Below are 18,754 nucleotides of genomic sequence, written 5' to 3'. Positions count from 1 at the left end.
CCGGGTAAGGCGAAGCCGCCACCCGGCAAGTCTTATTCAATAAAAATATGCGGGTAGAAACGCGACAGATCCTGCGTAATCAGCGCGCGATCTTCGCGAATACCAATCCCGGCAGGCTGATCGTTAATAAGCCAGCTGCCGATCAGCGTATAGCTGTCGCCAAACTTCGGCAGTTGATAAAACGCCTGGACGATCATCCCTTCCTCACCGTACGGCCCTTCAACCGCTTCCAGCGTTTTACCGTTTTCGATAATCGAGACGTTCGCGCCTTCACGGGAGAAGATTGGCTTAACGACGTATTTCTCCATCGGCGGGAAATCATCTTCGGCAAAGTAAGCAGGCAGCAGGTTCGGGTGGTTCGGGAACATCTCCCACAGCATCGGCAGCAGGGCTTTATTGGAGATAATGCTCTTCCAGGCTGGTTCCAGCCAGCGCACACCGGCGTCTTCCAGCTTGGTAGAAAACATTTCGCGCAGCATGTATTCCCACGGGTAGAGCTTGAACAGGTTGCTGATCACCTGATCCTGCGTGTCCGTAAACTGACCTTTTTCACCTAAACCGATCTCTTCGATATAGAGGAATTCCGTCGCCACTTCCGCTTCGGCTGCGCAGTCCTGCAAATACTGAACCGTACCGCGATCTTCTTCGGTATCGCGACAGCAGGCGAGGTGCAACAGGTTGAAACCGTGCTGTTCACGCAGTTCGGCGAAACGCTCAATCAGTTTTTCCTGAAGGCTGTTGAACTGGTCGCTGCCTTCCGGCAAGTTTCCGGCATTCGCCTGATCTTCCAGCCAGATCCACTGGAAGAACGCGGCTTCGTACAGGGAGGTGGGCGTATCTGCGTTGTTTTCTAAAAGCTTCGGTTCACCCACGCCATCCCATGCCAAATCGAGGCGAGAGTAGAGCGAAGGCTGGTTCGTTTTCCAGGACTGACGAACAAAGCTCCAGGTGTGCTTCGGAATGCGGAATTTGGTCATCAGCTCATCGCTGTCGATGACTTTCTCTACCACCTTCAGGCACATCTGGTGCAGTTCTGCGGTCACCTCTTCAAGCTTTTCGACCTGCGCGAGCGTGAGCTTATAGTAAGCGTCTTCACACCAGTACGGCTCGCCGTACATGGTGTGAAAGTTGAAACCGTATTCGGTGGCTTTTTCGCGCCAGTCCGGGCGCTCGACAATACTGACTCGTTCCATGATCAGCCGCCCATTGAGCGAGTCGAAGAGCCGGTCGCACTACGCTGCATGGTGGTTTGTTTCGCCACAGACTCACCGAAGCCGCCACGGGTAATGGTGCTGGTAGTGGCTGGTTTCGGTGCCATCGCGGTTTTCGGTACGGTCATCGTACGGCCAGGCGTTGCAGCACCGTAACCCTTGCCGGTGGCATCGGTGTATTTACCGTACGCCGGGCTGTTTGGGTTTTTAGAACTAAACAGCGGTTGCTGCTGGTAGCCCGCGCCGCCGCTCATCAGACGGCCCATCATATAACCCGCCATCAGAGGCATCCAGAAGCTACCGCTGGACTGTGCCTGCGCCTGGTTTTCCGGCGCCATACCTGCCTGAGCAGGAGCCTGCTGGCACTGGCCTTCGCCGAATTCGGCTACACAGTCTTCGCGTGAGGCATATTTCGGCGCGGTACGTTCTGCCTCTTTCAGGGCGTTGTTATAGGCCGTCGTACACTCGGCGGCTTTACCGGTTGCGCTAGCACAATCGTCAGCGTTTTGATATAGCGACACCGTTTCGTCGCTTTGCTCACAGCCTGCCAGCATAAAGACGGCGGTGACCGCCAGCGCGACAGGTGTCAGGTGGCGTGCGTTCCAGCTTTTGCGGAACGACGCGTGATTCATCGTTTTTGTCCGTTTCATATTTGTCTTCCAGGACCCAGGGGTATTAACGCTCAGGATAGAGGATGAGTGGTTGAAAATGAAGCGAAGAGGGGCGAAATCCGGGGGATCTTTACGTTGGCTTACGTTCGGGGGGGATTAATGTGCTCCCTCTCCCTGTGGGAGAGGGCTGGGGTGAGGGCATCAGGCCGCACTGGGCCTGATGACACACTTAGTTACGGAACGGATTCGTGCCGCTGCTCGCAGGTGAGGTGCTGCGCGCTGCCGCTGGCTGTGCAACCGGTGCGCTGCCGTTAGCGTTGAAGTTATCAACCGCGGCATCCTGCTCTGGATTTTCCGGCGCCACGCTGTCAGGCGACGTGGATACCGGTTTACCCAGCGTACTGTTCAGCATTTGCAGATCCTGCTCGTTCAGCGTACCCAGCGCCTGTTTGATGTTCAGCTGGTTAATCAGGTACTGGTAACGTGCGCTGGAGAGCTGCTGTTTCGCGTTATACAGCGTGGTCGTTGCGTCTAACACGTCAACGATGGTACGCGTACCGACGGAGTAGCCTGCTTCCATCGCGTCCAGAGAGCTTTGCGCAGAGACAACGGCCTGTTTGTAAGCGTTGATGCTACTGATAGAGGCATTGACGTTGTTAAAGGAAGAACGCACGGTCTGCACCACGTTGCGGTGCGCGCTTTCCAGCTGCTCGCTGGCACCCACAAAGTTGTATTGCGCCTGTTTCACCTGAGAGTTAACCATCCCGCCCTGGTACAGCGGCAGAGAGAAGCTAAGGCCCACTTTGTTCTGGCCAACGTTGCTGTCGTCATAGGCCTGAGACGTCGTTTTAGACCCGCTGTAGCTGGTATCCGATACGCCGGTAGAGGCGCTCAGGCTCAGGGTTGGCAGGTGACCATCCTGTGCAAGGCGGATCTGCTCGCGTGCCAGATCCTGGCTCAGGCGCGCCTGCAATAAGGTCAGGTTACGGTTTTCCGCTTCTTTCAGCAGAGCATTAACCGCCTGTGGTTTGTCTGTTTTGAAACTGTCCACGTTCAGAGAGGCCAGCTCAGGATAGTAGTTACCGGTGACCTGACGTAGTGCTTCCAGTGCGTTGTCGAGGTTGTTACGTGCGGTCACTTCGTTAGCCAGTACGGTATCGTACTGTGAACGGGCGTTCTGCACGTCAGTGATCGCAACCAGACCCACATTAAAACGCTGGGTGGTTTGATCTAACTGACGGTAAATCGCCTGTTTCTGCGCTTCGGTATAGGAGAGCGCGTCAATCGCGCTCAGCACCTGGAAATAGGCGGTCGCGGTATTCAGGATCAGCGTTTGCTGATCGGTCTGATAGGTGACATCCTGAATGCCTGCGCTCTTTTCCTGCAAACTCAGTTCACGCCATTTGGACATGTCGAACAGGGTCTGTGTAAGCTGTAAAGAGGCGCTGGTGGCATTCGAGTCGATGCCATTGTTATCGCGAAAACCGTTAGTGTAGGTATAATCTGCACCTAAGCCTAACTGCGGCAGCAGTGGACTACGTGCTTCGTTAATCTTTTCAAACGCAGCATCACGATCGGCCGCTGATTTACGTAAATCAGGGTTGCCCAGACGTGCCTGCTGGTAGACCTGTAACAGGTTCTCTGCCTGGCTCATTGCACTGAAGCCCGTCAGGCTCAGGCCGATAAGGATGGGGAGCAATTTCTTCATTTGCATTCCTTGTTGTGAAGCAGTATTAGCGCTGATCTAATTAAAAATAATTGCCGATTCTAACAGAATCATCCACACCAAAAGGTTGGCGTAACGTGCCATCTGGCGGTAATTTGCTCCAATCTACCATATAGCCATACAAACGGCAGCCAAACAGCCTTGAAATTCACAATTTCATCACCATTGCTACCAGGACTCGACCGATGCAAAAACCAGAAAACGTGCCTGTCACCTTCGCCAAAAACGATGTAGAAATTATTGCACGAGAAACGCTTTATAGCGGTTTTTTTTCAATGGAACTTTACCGTTTCAGGCATCGCCTGTTTAACGGTGAAATGAGCGGTGAAATCAAACGCGAAATTTTTGAGCGCGGGCATGCGGCAGTCTTGCTACCCTTTGACCCAGTGCGTGATGAAGTCGTGCTGGTCGAGCAGGTCCGTATTGCGGCGTATGATACCAGCGAAACGCCGTGGTTGCTGGAGATGGTGGCCGGGATGATCGAGGAGGGTGAGTCGGTCGAAGACGTCGCTCGCCGTGAGGCGCTGGAAGAGGCAGGCCTGGCGATCGGTCGGACGAAACCGGTGTTGAGCTACCTGGCAAGTCCGGGGGGAACAACGGAACGCTCATCTATTATGGTGGGCGAAGTGGACGCCACGACAGCGAAAGGGATCCACGGTCTGGCAGATGAAAACGAAGATATTCGGGTTCATGTGGTGAGTCGGGAGCAGGCTTACCAATGGGTAGAAGAGGGTTTAATCGACAACGCAGCGTCTGTCATCGCCTTGCAATGGCTGCAACTGCATCATCAGAATTTACGAAACGAGTGGAAAAAATGAAGCGCTATACACCTGACTTCCCAGAAATGATGCGCCTGTGCGAAACCAATTTCGCCCAGCTGCGCCGCCTGCTGCCGCGAAACGACGCGCCCGGCGAAACGGTAAGCTATCAGGTGAGCAACGCGCAGTATCGGTTAACGATAACAGAATCAACGCGCTACACTACGCTGGTGGCGATTGAGCAAACGGCGCCGAGCATCAGCTACTGGAGCCTGCCGTCAATGACGGTACGTCTTTATCATGATGCGATGGTCGCTGAAGTGTGTTCAAGCCAGCAGATCTTTCGCTTCAAAGCGCGGTATGATTATCCGAATAAAAAGTTGCATCAACGCGACGAAAAGCATCAAATTAACCAGTTTTTAGCCGACTGGCTAAGATATTGTTTAGCACATGGAGCAATGGCGATTCCGGTTTGTTAGCGTCATAAACCTACCTAAGGACACCATTTGGAAAGCCTGTTGAACCTGACTGTTGCTGGTGGGGCGCCAGTCAGGATATTACAAATCACCGACACCCACCTTTTTGCCGAAAAGCATGAGACGCTTCTGGGCGTGAACACCTGGGAGAGTTATCAGGCGGTTCTTGACGCGATCCATGCTGAAAAGCGGCCATGCGATCTGATCGTCGCGACAGGCGATCTGGCGCAGGATCAATCCTCCGCAGCCTATCAGCATTTCGCCGAAGGAATTGCGAGCTTTAGTGTGCCTTGCGTCTGGCTACCGGGCAATCACGATTTTCAGCCCGCCATGTACAGTTCGCTTCAGGAGGCGGGGATTTCGCCGGCAAAATGTGTCTTTACGGGGGACCAGTGGCAAATTCTGCTCCTCGACAGTCAGGTGTTTGGCGTTCCGCACGGTGAGTTGAGCGACTATCAGCTTGACTGGCTGGAGACAAAACTGGCCGCCGAACCGAATCGTAATACGCTGCTGTTACTGCATCATCATCCGTTGCCGGCGGGCTGTAGCTGGCTTGATCAGCACAGCTTACGCAACTCTGCGGCGCTGGATAGCGTGCTGGCGAAATTCCCGCGCGTGAAAAATTTGCTGTGTGGGCACATTCACCAGGAACAGGATCTCGACTGGAACGGTCGCCGCCTGCTCGCGACGCCGTCCACCTGCGTGCAGTTCAAGCCCCATTGCGCTAACTTCACGCTGGACACCATCGGACCGGGCTGGCGCTGGCTGGACCTGCATGCCGACGGCTCGCTGACCACCGAAGTGTGCCGTCTGGCTGGCGCGCAGTTCCGCCCGGATACCGCTTCAGAAGGCTATTGATGTCGACGCTCCTCTATCTGCACGGGTTCAACAGTTCTCCGCGTTCCGCAAAGGCGACGCAGTTTCGCCAGTGGCTGAGCGAACATCATCCGCACGTGGAGATGATTATTCCGCAGCTGCCCCCTTATCCGGCGGACGCGGCAGAAATGCTGGAATCGATTGTGCTTGAACACGGCGGCGAATCGTTTGGCGTTGTCGGCTCGTCCCTCGGCGGCTACTACGCCACCTGGCTGTCGCAATGCTTTATGGTGCCCGCTGTCGTCGTTAACCCGGCGGTCCGGCCATTTGAGCTGTTAAGGGACTTTCTTGGCGAAAACGAGAACCCCTACACCGGCCAACAATATGTGCTAGAGTCACGCCATATTTACGATCTCAAAGTTATGCAGGTCGACCCGCTTGAAGCGCCCGATCTTATCTGGCTGCTGCAACAGACGGGAGATGAAGTGCTGGATTACCGCCAGGCAGTGGCGTATTACGCATCCTGCCGCCAGACTGTAGAAGAGGGCGGAAACCATGCTTTCACGGGCTTTGAAGATCATTTCACCCAGATTGTCGATTTTCTTGGACTGCACAGCCACTGACAATCAATGCGAATTGCTAGCTTAAATCATGACGCAAACCTATAACGCTGATGCCATTGAGGTACTCACCGGGCTTGAGCCGGTTCGCCGCCGCCCGGGGATGTACACCGATACGACGCGCCCAAACCACCTGGGCCAGGAAGTAATTGATAACAGTGTGGACGAAGCGCTGGCAGGTCATGCCAAACGCGTGGACGTTATCCTGCACGCCGATCAGTCGCTGGAAGTCATCGACGATGGCCGCGGCATGCCGGTGGATATTCACCCGGAAGAGGGGGTTCCTGCCGTTGAGCTGATCCTCTGCCGTCTGCATGCGGGCGGTAAGTTCTCCAACAAAAACTACCAGTTCTCTGGCGGCTTGCACGGCGTGGGGATCTCCGTGGTTAACGCTCTGTCAAAGCGCGTGGAAGTGAACGTCCGTCGCGACGGACAGGTGTATAACATCGCGTTTGAAAACGGCGAAAAAGTGCAGGATTTGCAGGTCGTCGGGACGTGCGGTAAACGCAACACCGGCACCAGCGTCCATTTCTGGCCTGACGAAAGCTTCTTCGACAGCCCACGCTTTTCTGTTTCCCGCCTGACGCACCTGCTGAAAGCCAAAGCGGTGCTGTGCCCAGGCGTAGAAATCACCTTTAAAGATCACGTTAACAACACCGAACAGAGCTGGCGCTACGAAAAGGGTCTGAACGACTACCTGTGCGAAGCGGTTAACGGCCTGCCGACCCTGCCGGAAAAACCGTTCGTCGGGAATTTCGAAGGTGATACCGAGGCGGTGGACTGGGCGCTGCTGTGGCTACCTGAAGGCGGTGAGCTGCTGACGGAAAGCTACGTCAACCTGATCCCAACGCTGCTCGGTGGGACGCACGTCAACGGCCTGCGTCAGGGTCTGCTGGATGCGATGCGCGAGTTCTGCGAATACCGCAACATTCTGCCGCGCGGCGTGAAGCTTTCCGCAGAAGATATCTGGGACCGCTGCGCCTACGTGCTTTCCGTGAAAATGCAGGATCCGCAGTTTGCCGGTCAGACTAAAGAGCGCCTGTCGTCACGCCAGTGTGCGGCGTTTGTTTCCGGCGTGGTGAAAGATGCGTTTACCCTGTGGCTGAACCAGAACGTTCAGGCCGCAGAAATGCTGGCTGAAATGGCGATCTCCAGCGCCCAGCGTCGTCTACGCGCGGCGAAGAAAGTGGTGCGTAAAAAACTGACCAGCGGCCCCGCGCTGCCGGGCAAGCTGGCGGATTGTACCGCGCAGGATCTCAACCGCACCGAGCTTTTCCTGGTGGAAGGGGACTCGGCGGGCGGATCGGCCAAGCAGGCGCGCGATCGTGAGTATCAGGCGATCATGCCGCTCAAGGGTAAGATCCTGAATACCTGGGAAGTCTCGTCTGATGAAGTGCTGGCCTCGCAGGAAGTACACGACATCTCCGTGGCGATCGGCATCGATCCGGACAGCGACGATCTGAGCCAGCTGCGCTACGGCAAGATCTGCATTCTCGCGGATGCGGACTCCGATGGCCTGCACATCGCCACGCTGCTGTGCGCGCTGTTCGTGAAGCACTTCCGCGCGCTGGTGAAAAACGGTCACGTCCACGTGGCGCTGCCGCCGCTGTACCGTATCGACCTTGGCAAAGAAGTCTACTATGCGCTGACGGAAGAAGAGAAAGCGGGCGTGCTGGAACAGCTGAAGCGCAAGAAGGGCAAACCGAACGTGCAGCGCTTTAAAGGGCTGGGCGAGATGAACCCGATGCAGCTTCGCGAAACGACGTTGGATCCGAACACGCGCCGTCTGGTGCAGCTGACGATCAGCGACGAAGACGAACAGCAAACCAACGCCATGATGGATATGCTCCTTGCCAAGAAACGTTCGGAAGACCGACGTAACTGGCTGCAGGAGAAAGGCGATATGGCGGATATTGAGGCCTGATGCTGAAAAAGCCCTGCGATGCAGGGCTTTTTTTTGCCCGGTGGCGCTGCGCTTACCGGGCCTACGATCGATCCCCTCGCCCCTCTGGGGAGAGGGTTAGGGTGAGGGGAACGCCTCGCACTGACGTCAAAACTCCATCTTCACCGTAAACTGCACTTCACGCGGGTCGCCAATCTGGTTGCCCAGGTTATTGGTCGCAATCGACGACGTGTAGTAGGTCTTATCAAACAAATTCTTCACGTTCACCTGTAGCGTCACCGGATATTGCAGCTTCATTTTGTACGCCGCAAATGCATCCGCCACGAAATAGCCCGGCAGATAATAATCCGCACCGTTAGTCGCTGAACGACGGCTCACGCCGTGCCCGCCGCCGCCAATTGTCAGCGTATTCCCGGCAAACGCATTGTGAATATCGTACGTCAGGAACAGGGAGCCGGTATGGCGCGGCACGTTCGGCAGCGGTTTGCCCGCGTAGTCCGGGTCTTCCAGCACCTTCGCATCGGTATAGCCGTAGCTGGCGATAATGTTGGTGTTCTCGGTCAGCGATCCGGCGAGATCCACTTCGACACCCTGCGAGCGCACGCGGCCCGCGGTTTTGGCGACGGTTTCATCACCGATGCTCTCGGTGTACAGCACGTTGCGCTTGTGGATATCAAACAGCGCGATATTGGCGGTAATGCCGTCGAACAGGTCGAATTTAGCGCCTATTTCATACGCGTTCGACGTTTCCGGCGGCAGGTCGCCGATGTAGCTCGCAATGGACGACTGCGGCATAAACGTCTGGGAATAGTTAGCAAACAGGGAGACTGCCGGCGTGAGCTTGTATACCAGGCCCAGCTTCGGCGTCCACTGGTCGTCGCGGCTGTCGGTGTTGACGTTAAACGGACGGCCTTTGCCCGCGTACTGGGTGTAATACTGGTAGCGCAGTCCGGCAACGGCGATCCATTTATCGGTCAGGTACAGCGCGTCCTGCGCGTAAGCGGAGTAGCTCTCCTGCTTGATGGTTTGATCGCTGTCGGATGCCGAGACGGTGGTGCACTTGCCGAGGCTGCCATAGCTCGGGTTGTAAATATTGAAATCCTTAACGTTCTTACAACGGATCATGTCCGTACGCAGCAGATCGTAATTCTCATACGACACGCCGGTCAGGATCTCATTGTAAAAGCCCGCGATGTCCACGTTCCCCTGCAAATCTGCCCGCGTTGTGTGCATACGCTGGGTCGAACCCTGGGTCGCATCCACGCGGCGGGTCAGGTTGCCGGTTTTTGAATCGTAGGCCATCACGCGAGCCTGGTTATCGCTGTACTTATCCTGGCTGTAGCTGTAGTCGAACTTCGCGGTCCACTGGCTGTTAAGGCGATACTCCGCGTTAAGCTGAGCGAGGTCGGACTGACCGTCGGTCACGTTAAATGGCTCATCAAAGCGGGTTTTGCGATCGACGTCGACGGCCTTTTTGGTGTTGAGATCGAAGATCGTTCCGCGATCGAACGGCGTTTTATAGTCGCGATGCGAATAGAGCACGGTCACGGTGGCATCATCGCCGAACCAGGTCAAAGACGGGGCAATAAAGGTGCTGCGTTCGGTGCCGAAATTACGCCAGTAATCCTCGTCCTGATACTCCCCCGTCAGGCGATAGGCCAGACGCGTACCTTCAATCGGACCGGTGACGTCAAACTGTCCGGTACCGCCGCCAAAGCTGGTTGATGTGGCAGAAATCGAGCCGCCGAAGGTTTTCTCCGGGCGTTTGGTCACCACGTTAATCAGGCCGCCGGGGTCGAGAATACCGTAAAGGGTCGAGGCCGGGCCTTTTAGCACCTCCACGCGCTCGGTTGCGGCATTGAAGCTGCGCGGCAGCACGGTGCGCAGGCCGTTGGTCATGATCGAGCCGTCGCGGTTTGCGCCGAAGCCACGGCGCACGAAAGCATCCTGCGTGCCGCCCAGGGTGTTGGTCTGCACCACGTTGCTGACGTTATACAGCGCCTCGTCGAGCGTGGTCGCGTTTTGGTCTTCCAGCACTTCATCGCTGACGGTATTGACCACCTGCGGGATGTCCAGCATCGGCATGTTGGTCAGCGTGGCGGTGGAGGTGTTCAGGGGCTGATAGCCGCTGGTGGCGTCGGTGGAAGCGTAAGGGTCGGCAGTGACGGTAAGCGTCTCACCGTCTTTTGCTGCTGCGTGCACCAGAGGCGCCATGAACAGGAGTGAAAAGAGCGCGCGCCCTTTTACCCCGGCGAATGAAGGTGTGAACTTAGCCATTACATCTGTTTTCCCAAAATATCCTGCGATGAAATGCTCGCGGAAGAATGTGTGAGTCATTGCCCTTACGGTCTGTCCGTTAGCCTCTACGGCATCGGACTTGTAATTGAGAATCATTCAAGCATGAGGGAATGTAGTAGTAAATGGAATAAATAAAAATTTCGCTACAGAGGTTTCTCTCTGGCTAATACGCGTTGATTTCCTGTTTAAGGCATTGAAAATAATTGATAAAAAGGAATTTTGATTTGTGAAGCGATGCTCAGTTATCCCTGGGGTTTACAGGGTATATCTTCGCTTGACTACTACATAGCGCGGCGGCAAACTCACAAAAGAGAATGAGTTTTATTTTTATTTGTTGGTTTTTTTTCTTACGTTGGCGTTCACGTGGCTCACTACATCAAAAAGCCGGGACTGGTTCTTGAGAACCTCTCCGCGGGTTACCAGAAAAAAATCATCGTTGATGATATCTCCCTTGCGATCCCCCAGCAGAAAATGACTGTTCTGGTGGGCGCAAACGGCTGCGGAAAATCGACGCTGTTAAGTACCCTCGCGCGGCTGCTTCAGCCGCTCGGCGGCAGCGCGGTGCTGGACGGCAAAGCCATCCACTCGCAGCCAACCAAAGCGGTCGCCCGCCAGCTCGGGATCCTGCCGCAGTCTCCGCTGCTTCCAGAAGGGTTAACCGTATTTGAGCTGGTCTCGCGCGGACGTTTCCCCTGGCAGAACGTGATGCGCCAGTGGAGCGAGGAAGACGAGCGGGCCGTGGAGGAGGCGTTACGCCTGACCGGGACGGCAGAGTTTGCCCATCATCTGGTTGAAAGCCTGTCCGGCGGCCAGCGCCAGCGCTGCTGGATCGCCATGGTGCTGGCGCAGCAAACGCCCTACATCCTGCTGGATGAACCCACGACGTACCTCGATCTTCGCTACCAGGTGGAGATCCTCGAACTGCTGCACACGCTGACGCGCCGGCACGGGCGCACCGTGGTGGTGGTTCTGCACGATCTCAACTTCGCCGTGAACTACGGTGATTCGCTGGTCTTTTTACGTCAGGGAAAGGTTGAGGGGGTACTGCATGAGGGCGACGCCTGCACGCCGGAGCTGATCAAAGCGGTGTTTGATGTCGACGTGCATATGTCGGTTAACCCGCTGACCGGCAAGCCGTTCTTTATGCCGTTCCGTCAGGCTGTCGACAAACCATGATGCGCACGTCTGTGGCCTTTATTCTCTTTACGCTGCTGCTTCTGGCAGGCGCGATTGCGCACCTGAGCATCGGGGCGCGCGTTATCGCCCCCCGGACGGTAGTAGACGCATTTTTCCACTTCGACCCGCGCAATTTTGAGCATAGCGTGATCGTCAGGCTGCGCTTGATGCGACTGTGCGCCGCCCTGATGACGGGCGCGGCGCTCGGCGTCGCGGGCGTGCTGCTGCAGTCAGTGATCCGCAACCCGCTCGGCGAGCCGCATATCCTGGGGCTTAATGCAGGGGCGGCGCTGGCGGTGGTGCTGACGAGTGCCCTCGGGCTGTCGCTGCCGTTTGGCCGCCCTCTGATAGCCGCAGCTGGCGCCGCCGCGCTCTTTTTGCTGGTGCTAACGTTCTCCTCATCCGGGCGTACCGGTCTCACGCCGATGAAGGTCACGCTGTGCGGCGTGGCGATGTCGGCATTTGCCTCATCGATAACCGCCACGGTGTTGATTCTGGATGAACAGACGCTGCTGGCCATGCGGACCTGGCTTGCGGGGGATGTGGCGGGAGTCATCGGCGAGACGACCGCTAGCGCCGCGGGGGCCGCTGCCGTGGGTTTTGCGCTGGCGCTCTGGCTGTCGCCGTCGCTGAACATGCTGGCGCTGGGGGACAGAATGGCGCAGGGGCTTGGCGTGTCGCTGCTGAAAACGCGCCTGCTCGCGCTGCTGGCCATCGCCCTGCTGTGCGGCGCGGCGGTTTCAGTTGCCGGACCGATCGGGTTTATCGGACTCGTTGTGCCGCAGCTGATTCGCCGTCTGGTATCGGTGGACCTGCGCGTGATGGTGCCGCTCTCAGCCCTCTGCGGGGCGCTGGTTCTGCTGATGGCGGATATCGCCGCCCGCACGCTGTTTACGCCGTATGAGCTGGCAACCGGCGTGATGACTGCGCTGGTCGGCGCGCCGGTCTTTATCCTTATGGCGTCAAGGATGTTCAAATGAACCGGGCTGGATTGAGGGCAGTACGATTTTCCTCCTTCTCGGCGCTGGTTCGCCCGAGGGCGCTGCTGTATCTGACCGTTTTAACCCTTGCCGTTTTACTGCTGCTAAGTTTTGGCCTGACGCACGGCTCGCTGCCCATTCCTGCTTCCGCCATCGGACGTGCGCTGTTTTATCCTGAACGTCTGACGGCGGATGCGCATTACATTGTGATGGATATCCGCCTGCCGCGCCTGCTGATGGCGGTGCTGTGCGGCGCAATGCTCGGCATGGCGGGGGCGGCCATGCAGTCCATTACCCGCAACGGCCTTGCTGACCCCGGACTTATCGGCGTGAAAGAGGGCTGTAGCGCGGCGGTGCTGCTGCTGATTTTTCAGTTTCCGGGATTGGGGCCGTACTGGCGTCCACTTATCGGCATGGCCGGTGGGCTGCTGACCGCGCTGCTGGTAGTGGCGCTGGCGCGTGATATCTCGCGCCCGCGTTTCATCCTGATCGGCATCGGCGTGTCATGGGCGTTTGCCGCCGCGATGGGGGTCTTTATGACGACCGCCGACGTGCGCGACGTCCAGACGGCGATGCTGTGGCTGGCGGGGAGTCTGCATGCGGCAAGCTGGACGCTGGTCAGCATCGCTGCTGCCTGGACAGTGCCGGCGTTTGCGCTGCTGCTCTTTACCGCGCGCGCCGCAGACGTAGCCTTGCTCGGCAACCACACTGCGACGGGGCTGGGCGTGCGGACTTCACGCCTCGCGCTGCTGCGCGTGTTTGCCCCCGTGGTGCTCACCGCTGCCTGCGTCTCCTGCGTGGGGAGTATCGGTTTTGTCGGGCTGATTGCCCCGCACATGGCGCGCCTGCTGCTGCGCGGAGGGCAAACGGCACTGCTGACGGGAAGTGCCGTACTGGGCGCGCTGCTGGTGCTGCTGGCGGATAACGTCGGGCGGCTGGCATTTCTCCCGTTGCAGCTGCCGGCGGGAATTGTCATTTCACTGATTGGCGGACCGTTTTTCCTGCTGCTGCTCTGGCAGCGTCGGGATCGATTTTAGGGGATAGAAATGCGCGTATTTTTTGCAATGCTGGTGCTGGTGGGTTTTGCTGCAGGAGCCGCAGAGCCAACGCAGACGTTTACTGACGACCTGAACCGCAAAGTGGTGGTGCCGGTTAACCCGAAGCGGATTGTGTCCCTGCACGACCTGGATATCACCATTCCGCTGATCGAGCTTGGCGTACCGCCGGTTGCCAGCCATGGCCGTACCCGACCGGACGGCAGCCATTTTCTGCGCTCCAGCGGCATGCTGACGGGCATCGATTTTGATAATTCCGACATCACATTCATCGGCACCGCCGATATCGATATTGAAGCCATCGCCGCGGCGAAGCCGGATCTTATCATCACCGAGCCGACCCGCAACACGCCGGTCGAACAGCTGGAAAAAATTGCCCCGACGGTGAGTATCGATCACCTCGACGGCGGCGCGCCGGAGATCTACCGCAAGCTGGCGCAGCTTACCGGGACAGAGGCGCGGCTGAAGATTCTGGAGCGTCGCTATCAGGAGCAGATCGAGGCGCTAAAGGCGACCATCGATACGAGCAAACTGACCGTCTCGGTGATTCAGGCCAATCAGGGCAAAATCAACGCCATGCACAGCTACCACTCGCTTGGGCGCGTGCTGCGGGACGCAGGGTTCAGGTTCCCGCCGCTGATTGAGAGCATCCCGGAGGGCGGGCGCATCGACGTCAGCGCCGAGCGCCTGCCGGAGCTGGATGCTGATTTTGTCTTTGCAACCTGGCGCGGGGACACCGGCGGAAAACCGCAGGACGAGCTGGCGGCGATGGATGCGGTGATGCCGGGCTGGTGTCAGTTTCTCAACGCCTGCCGAACCGGGCATTACGTGCTCATCTCCCGCGAGGAAGCGATCTCAAATTCATTTGCCTCGCTGGGGCTGATGGCCGCGCAGGTGCAGTCGCAGATAGCGGGCCGTCCGCTGCCGGAGGCCGCTCGATGATCCGAAAAATTGATGTCTACGGCGACCGCCTCCGCTCGCGGGCGCACCAGCTGACGCCGCGCCTGCTGCAGGTGGCGAGCTATATCAATGAAAATCGTGAAGCGGTTATGGAGCAGACGGCAATGGAGATTGCCGCTGTGCTACACACCTCGGACGCCACCGTGGTACGTGCCATTCAGGCGCTTGGGTTTGGCGGGCTGCGGGATCTCAAGCAGACCCTGGAGCAGTGGTTTGGCCCGGTGGTCACCTCCAGTGAGAAGATGTCCACGACGGTAAACACGCTTACCAGCGACGTCGACGCGAGCATCGATTTTGTGCTGGAAGGCCATCAACACACCTGCGCGGTGTTGTCCGAACCGGGCAACCGCTACGCGATGGCGCAGGCGGTGTCGCTGCTGGCGCAGGCGAGACAGGTCGCTATTTTTGGCATTGGCGCATCCGGCATTCTGGCTGAGTACACCTCGCGACTGTTTAGCCGTATAGGCCTGCCTGCGATCCCGCTCAACCGCACCGGTATTGGCCTCGCCGAACAGCTGATTGCCCTACAGCGCGGTGACGTGCTGGTAATGATGGCGCAAAAATCCGCGCACCGGGAGGGACAGACCACGCTGCGCGAAGCGAAGCGCCTGGGTATTCCCACCATTTTGCTGACCAACGCCACGGACTCGCGCTTTAGCAAAGAGGCAAGCGTAGTGATCCACGTCCCGCGCGGCGGCGAGAAGGGCAAAATCCCGCTGCACGGCACGGTGCTGCTGTGCCTGGAGATGATTATTCTGTCCGTCGCCTCCACCGAGCCGCAGCGCACCATCAAGTCGATGAAGCGCATCAACGAGTTACACCGCGGATTAAAGCCGGGCAAGAAGAGCGGTTGATTTTCCCCCTCTCCCCGTGGGCTGAGGGATCCCCAGTAATTTTTTTATGCAGAAGCAATAAAGTTGCTTTCTAAATGACTGAGGGCTGTCAGCGATGCCCTGGTCCGGCTGTAAATCGCTGAGGCGTTTCCTGCAGGCCGGGGCGAGGCGCAGGGATGCGCCGAGAGGGCGGCTTTACAGGGACGTTGCCTCCGCCCGTACCCGATAAGCCGGAAGGAATGAGCCGAGGGCACCGCGAAGCGGCGATTTACCGCCGGGAGCCCGGGTCGCCAGGGTGGTGGCGACTGAGCCACCCTGGCACTCACCGGTCATGTCGTTACAGAGTAGCAAGGAACATAAAGTGAACGGAATGACCACCACCGCCGTATGTTCCCCTCACCCTAACCCTCTCCCCGGAGGGGCGAGGGGATTGCTCAGTGCTCGCATTAATTTGTGGGGAACCCTCAGCCCTGTGGGAGAGGGCGTCAAACCGCACGATGGTTCTTCCTGTACTGCAGCGGCGTCTCGCCAATCCCTTTTTTAAACGCGCTGATAAACCACGTCACGTCGGAAAAACCCGTCTGTGCGGCAATGTCACGCACGCTCGAATCAGTGTGGAGTAAACACTCACACGCCTTACGCAACCTTAGCGTATTCAGGTAGTCGTGAATTTTTTCGCCCGTTTCCGCATGGAATTTTCGCGATACGTAGCTGCGGGATTTTCCCAGCTCATTGGCCAGCGCATCCAGACGAAATTTCTCCTGATAATGCTCGTCGAGCCAAAACATCACCTGGCTGGCGATCCCCTGGCTGTTTCCCGGCTCGCCGTCGCGATCCTCGGGCAGCATCGCGAACAGGCCTATCAGCAGGCTGGCGATGCTCTCGCCGTTCATCGGCGGTTTATAGCAGCTAAACAGATGGTCGATATGGTGATGGAAGTGGGCTAAATCGGCGACCCACGCTTCGCCGCCACGGCGTGACAGCCGCTCCAGACGCTGCCGGGTCTGGGGAAAATCCCGCAGGATCTTCAGCACCGCGTGCTGGTCGAGATGAATAATGGTGCGGCGGTAAATTGCCTCCGCCTGTTCGTCCACCATGACCTTGTGCAGCGTAAAAGGCGGGAAGAAAAACAGCCGTCCGGGGCGCATGGTGTAGTGACGATTATCGACAATCGCCACCCCAAAGCCCTCTTCCACATAGAGGATCTCCAGACACTGGTGCCAGTGATGGTAGCGCACGGTATTGGCAAACAGGCGGCTGAACGAGGCCACGGTATCGTTCAGGGCGATCAGTTCCAGAAGATCGGATGTCGGCGTGTCGCGCATAGTGCAATAAAACTCAACTTTTTCCCGTCTGACCGTCTTTATAAACCACCTTTTTAAATTTTCTCAACTGGAGGTTTATTCATCGTTCATGCCTGTGACACGGCTAACATTTCTGCCCCTTGCGGATTCACTATGCTTTGCCGCAGTTGATTACGAGGGCGAACCGATGTGGGCGGCAAACAAAGAAAAATCAAATCCGTTGTCTTCACGCCAGGATGTAGTGGCGTCGTTGAATGCACTTTTACAGGCGCTGGACACGCAATTTCCGGCGAACCGTTCACGATTCTCGCTGGGTGATACCTGCGCCCATTACACAGCGGATATTGCGCAGATGGAGGGACTTTCCCGCGCGCTGTGGGGGCTGTTTCCGCTGATGGCGTCCGGCGAAAGCACGCCGTTCAGCGAGAAGTACCTTACCGCCATCAAGATCGGTACCGACCCGCAAAGCACAGGCTACTGGGGCGAAACCGGCCCGTACGATCAGCGTCTGGTGGAGATGGCGGCCTACGGTCTGGGACTTGCTCTGCTGGGGGAGACGCTCACCGCGCGCTTTACCGGACGCGAGGTGATGAACCTGCACGCGTGGCTCAACCAAATCACCGACGCGCAGATGCCGGACAGCAACTGGAACTATTTTGCCATTATGGTTCAGCTCGGCTTTAAGCGCGCCGGGCTGCCGTACGACCAGGCCGCCATTGACCGTCGCTTTACGCTGATGGACGCCTACTACCTCGGCGACGGCTGGTACTCCGACGGTCCCGGCCGCCCGAAAGACTATTACATCTCCATGGCTTTCCATTTTTACGGCCTGATTTACGCCACCCTGAGTGACGACGAGGCGAGGGCAAAGGTGCTGCGCGAGCGCTCGCGTCTGTTCGCGGAAGACTTTATCTACTGGTCCGCCGCCGATGGTGCCTCGGTGCCGTTTGGCCGCAGCCTGACCTACCGCTTTGCCATGGTTGCCTTCTGGAGCGCGGTGGCTTTTTCTCAGCTGGACGTCTTCACCCCGGGTATCGTGAAGGGCATTGTGCTGCGGCATCTGCGCTGGTGGCAGCAGCAGTCGATTGTCGATCGCGACGGTATTCTTACCCTGGGGTTTGCGTATCCGAACCTGGCGATGTGCGAGGATTACAACTCCCCCGGTTCACCGTACTGGGCGCTGAAAACCTACCTGATCCTGGCGCTGCCGGAGGCGCATCCGTTCTGGCAGGCCGACGAGCAGCCGCTGCCCGCGCTTGCTGAAAAACATGTGATCCCGCATGCGCAGCAGATCCTGATGCATTCGAAAGCTTCGCAGCACGTCGTCATGCTCACGGCTGGTCAGCTGGAGCTGAATAACTACGTTAACACCGAAGCGAAATACACCAAATTTGCCTACTCCAGCCGCTTCGGATTCACCATTGAGCGCGGGCGTTTTGGCCTGAAGCATGCCGCCTGCGATTCGATGCTGCTGCTGGCGGACGGAGATGACTATTTCCGTGGTCGTCGCGAGTGCGAAGAGGTTCGGGTAGATGAACATAACATTTTCTCGCGCTGGTCGCCGTGGCGCGACGTGCAGATTGCGACCTGGCAGATCCCGTTCGGGGAGTGGCACCTGCGCCTGCACCGCATCAACAGCGCGCGCACTCTGCAAACCGTCGAGGGCGGCTTTGCGGTGATGAAAACCGCCCACCAGGTGCGCGATCGCGGTTGTTATCTGATGGCTGAAAACGGCAGCAGCGTCATTGTCGATCTTTCGCCGGTCATTCACCGTCAGCCAGACAGCATCGTCACGCCGCCGAACAGCAGCATTATGTTTGCGGAGTGCGCTTCCATTCCGTTGTTAAAGGCCGACCTCCCGCAAGGGGAAAGCTGGCTCTGTTGCGCCGTTCTGGCTGGCGGAAAACAGCCCGTTGCGGCGACGCCGCAGCTGAATATAACCCATAGCCGGGTCGTCATTAGCGAACCCGGAAGCGAACGTAAGCTGTCGTTCACATTATAAAAATCTGGCCCTACACGTCGGCGAG

16 protein-coding genes are annotated in these 18,754 nt (G+C 57.7%); 11 read left to right on the top strand and 5 right to left on the bottom strand.

Features of this window, described 5'->3' with window-relative positions; all coding sequences use genetic code 11:
• Positions 1–32: 32 nt before the first annotated feature.
• From HWQ15_RS04565 to tolC, 3 genes are all read right to left on the bottom strand, one after another.
• Complete coding sequence (locus tag HWQ15_RS04565; RefSeq protein ID WP_022649428.1) at positions 33–1,193, bottom strand: glutathionylspermidine synthase family protein; 1,161 nt, start codon at positions 1,191–1,193, stop codon at positions 33–35.
• 2 nt (positions 1,194–1,195) lie between these two features.
• Entirely contained in the window at positions 1,196–1,861 is a 666-nt protein-coding gene (locus HWQ15_RS04560) for a DUF1190 family protein (RefSeq protein WP_006811983.1), read from the bottom strand.
• Between the two features lie 190 nt (positions 1,862–2,051).
• On the bottom strand, positions 2,052–3,530 hold the full coding sequence (gene tolC, locus HWQ15_RS04555) for an outer membrane channel protein TolC (protein ID WP_022649426.1): 1,479 nt from the start codon (positions 3,528–3,530) through the stop codon (positions 2,052–2,054).
• Positions 3,531–3,733: 203 nt separating this feature from the next.
• Between tolC and nudF the strand changes: the two genes are divergently transcribed.
• Genes nudF through parE form a run of 5 tightly spaced genes read left to right on the top strand, consistent with a single transcriptional unit; the run spans position 3,734 to position 8,142 of the window.
• Positions 3,734–4,366: an ADP-ribose diphosphatase gene (gene nudF / locus HWQ15_RS04550; RefSeq protein WP_022649425.1), complete on the top strand. Its 633-nt coding sequence runs from the start codon at positions 3,734–3,736 to the stop codon at positions 4,364–4,366.
• Positions 4,363–4,785, top strand: coding sequence for a DUF1249 family protein (locus tag HWQ15_RS04545; RefSeq protein ID WP_063149090.1), 423 nt, complete (start codon positions 4,363–4,365; stop codon positions 4,783–4,785). The genes nudF and HWQ15_RS04545 overlap by 4 nt, the downstream gene beginning before the upstream one ends.
• A 27-nt stretch (positions 4,786–4,812) precedes the next feature.
• Positions 4,813–5,640: a 3',5'-cyclic-AMP phosphodiesterase gene (gene cpdA / locus HWQ15_RS04540; RefSeq protein WP_022649424.1), complete on the top strand. Its 828-nt coding sequence runs from the start codon at positions 4,813–4,815 to the stop codon at positions 5,638–5,640.
• Positions 5,640–6,221 carry an esterase YqiA gene (gene yqiA / locus HWQ15_RS04535; RefSeq protein WP_022649423.1) on the top strand — a complete coding sequence of 194 codons (582 nt, stop codon included), beginning with the start codon at positions 5,640–5,642 and terminating at the stop codon, positions 6,219–6,221. The genes cpdA and yqiA overlap by 1 nt, the downstream gene beginning before the upstream one ends.
• Before the next feature lie 28 nt (positions 6,222–6,249).
• The gene (parE, locus tag HWQ15_RS04530) at positions 6,250–8,142 is read left to right on the top strand and encodes a DNA topoisomerase IV subunit B (protein ID WP_022649422.1); all 1,893 of its coding nucleotides are present in this window, start codon (positions 6,250–6,252) and stop codon (positions 8,140–8,142) included.
• A 126-nt stretch (positions 8,143–8,268) separates the two neighbouring features.
• Here parE and HWQ15_RS04525 read toward each other — a convergent pair whose 3' ends face one another.
• Entirely contained in the window at positions 8,269–10,398 is a 2,130-nt protein-coding gene (locus tag HWQ15_RS04525; RefSeq protein ID WP_038416739.1) for a TonB-dependent siderophore receptor, read from the bottom strand.
• 384 nt (positions 10,399–10,782) lie between these two features.
• Here HWQ15_RS04525 and HWQ15_RS04520 point away from each other — a divergent pair, with 384 nt between their 5' ends.
• Genes HWQ15_RS04520 through HWQ15_RS04500 form a run of 5 tightly spaced genes read left to right on the top strand, consistent with a single transcriptional unit; the run spans position 10,783 to position 15,444 of the window.
• Positions 10,783–11,595 carry an ABC transporter ATP-binding protein gene (locus HWQ15_RS04520; RefSeq protein ID WP_023306964.1) on the top strand — a complete coding sequence of 271 codons (813 nt, stop codon included), beginning with the start codon at positions 10,783–10,785 and terminating at the stop codon, positions 11,593–11,595.
• Positions 11,592–12,575 (top strand): iron ABC transporter permease, encoded by a 984-nt coding sequence (locus tag HWQ15_RS04515; RefSeq protein ID WP_038416738.1) that lies wholly within the window; start codon positions 11,592–11,594, stop codon positions 12,573–12,575. Before HWQ15_RS04520 ends, HWQ15_RS04515 begins: the two co-directional genes overlap by 4 nt.
• A complete protein-coding gene (locus HWQ15_RS04510) occupies positions 12,572–13,612 on the top strand; it encodes an iron ABC transporter permease (protein WP_038416737.1) in 1,041 nt (346 codons plus the stop codon). The genes HWQ15_RS04515 and HWQ15_RS04510 overlap by 4 nt, the downstream gene beginning before the upstream one ends.
• Positions 13,613–13,621: 9 nt before the next feature.
• A complete protein-coding gene (locus HWQ15_RS04505) occupies positions 13,622–14,572 on the top strand; it encodes an iron-siderophore ABC transporter substrate-binding protein (RefSeq protein WP_023306962.1) in 951 nt (316 codons plus the stop codon).
• A complete protein-coding gene (locus tag HWQ15_RS04500; protein ID WP_015571883.1) occupies positions 14,569–15,444 on the top strand; it encodes a MurR/RpiR family transcriptional regulator in 876 nt (291 codons plus the stop codon). Before HWQ15_RS04505 ends, HWQ15_RS04500 begins: the two co-directional genes overlap by 4 nt.
• Positions 15,445–15,908: 464 nt before the next feature.
• Here the strand turns inward: HWQ15_RS04500 and HWQ15_RS04495 are convergent, their stop codons facing one another.
• Entirely contained in the window at positions 15,909–16,748 is an 840-nt protein-coding gene (locus HWQ15_RS04495) for an AraC family transcriptional regulator (RefSeq protein ID WP_063149669.1), read from the bottom strand.
• Between the two features lie 166 nt (positions 16,749–16,914).
• On the opposite strand from HWQ15_RS04495, the gene HWQ15_RS04490 reads away from it, so the two are divergent.
• The gene (locus HWQ15_RS04490) at positions 16,915–18,729 is read left to right on the top strand and encodes a DUF2264 domain-containing protein (protein ID WP_063149670.1); all 1,815 of its coding nucleotides are present in this window, start codon (positions 16,915–16,917) and stop codon (positions 18,727–18,729) included.
• Positions 18,730–18,754: the final 25 nt, after the last annotated feature.

It is taken from the genome of Enterobacter sp. DSM 30060 (assembly GCF_013375955.1).
Taxonomy (GTDB): domain Bacteria; phylum Pseudomonadota; class Gammaproteobacteria; order Enterobacterales; family Enterobacteriaceae; genus Enterobacter; species Enterobacter intestinihominis.
The sequence above is the reverse complement of the archived record's forward strand: the minus strand, read 5'-3'. Positions and strand labels throughout refer to the sequence as shown.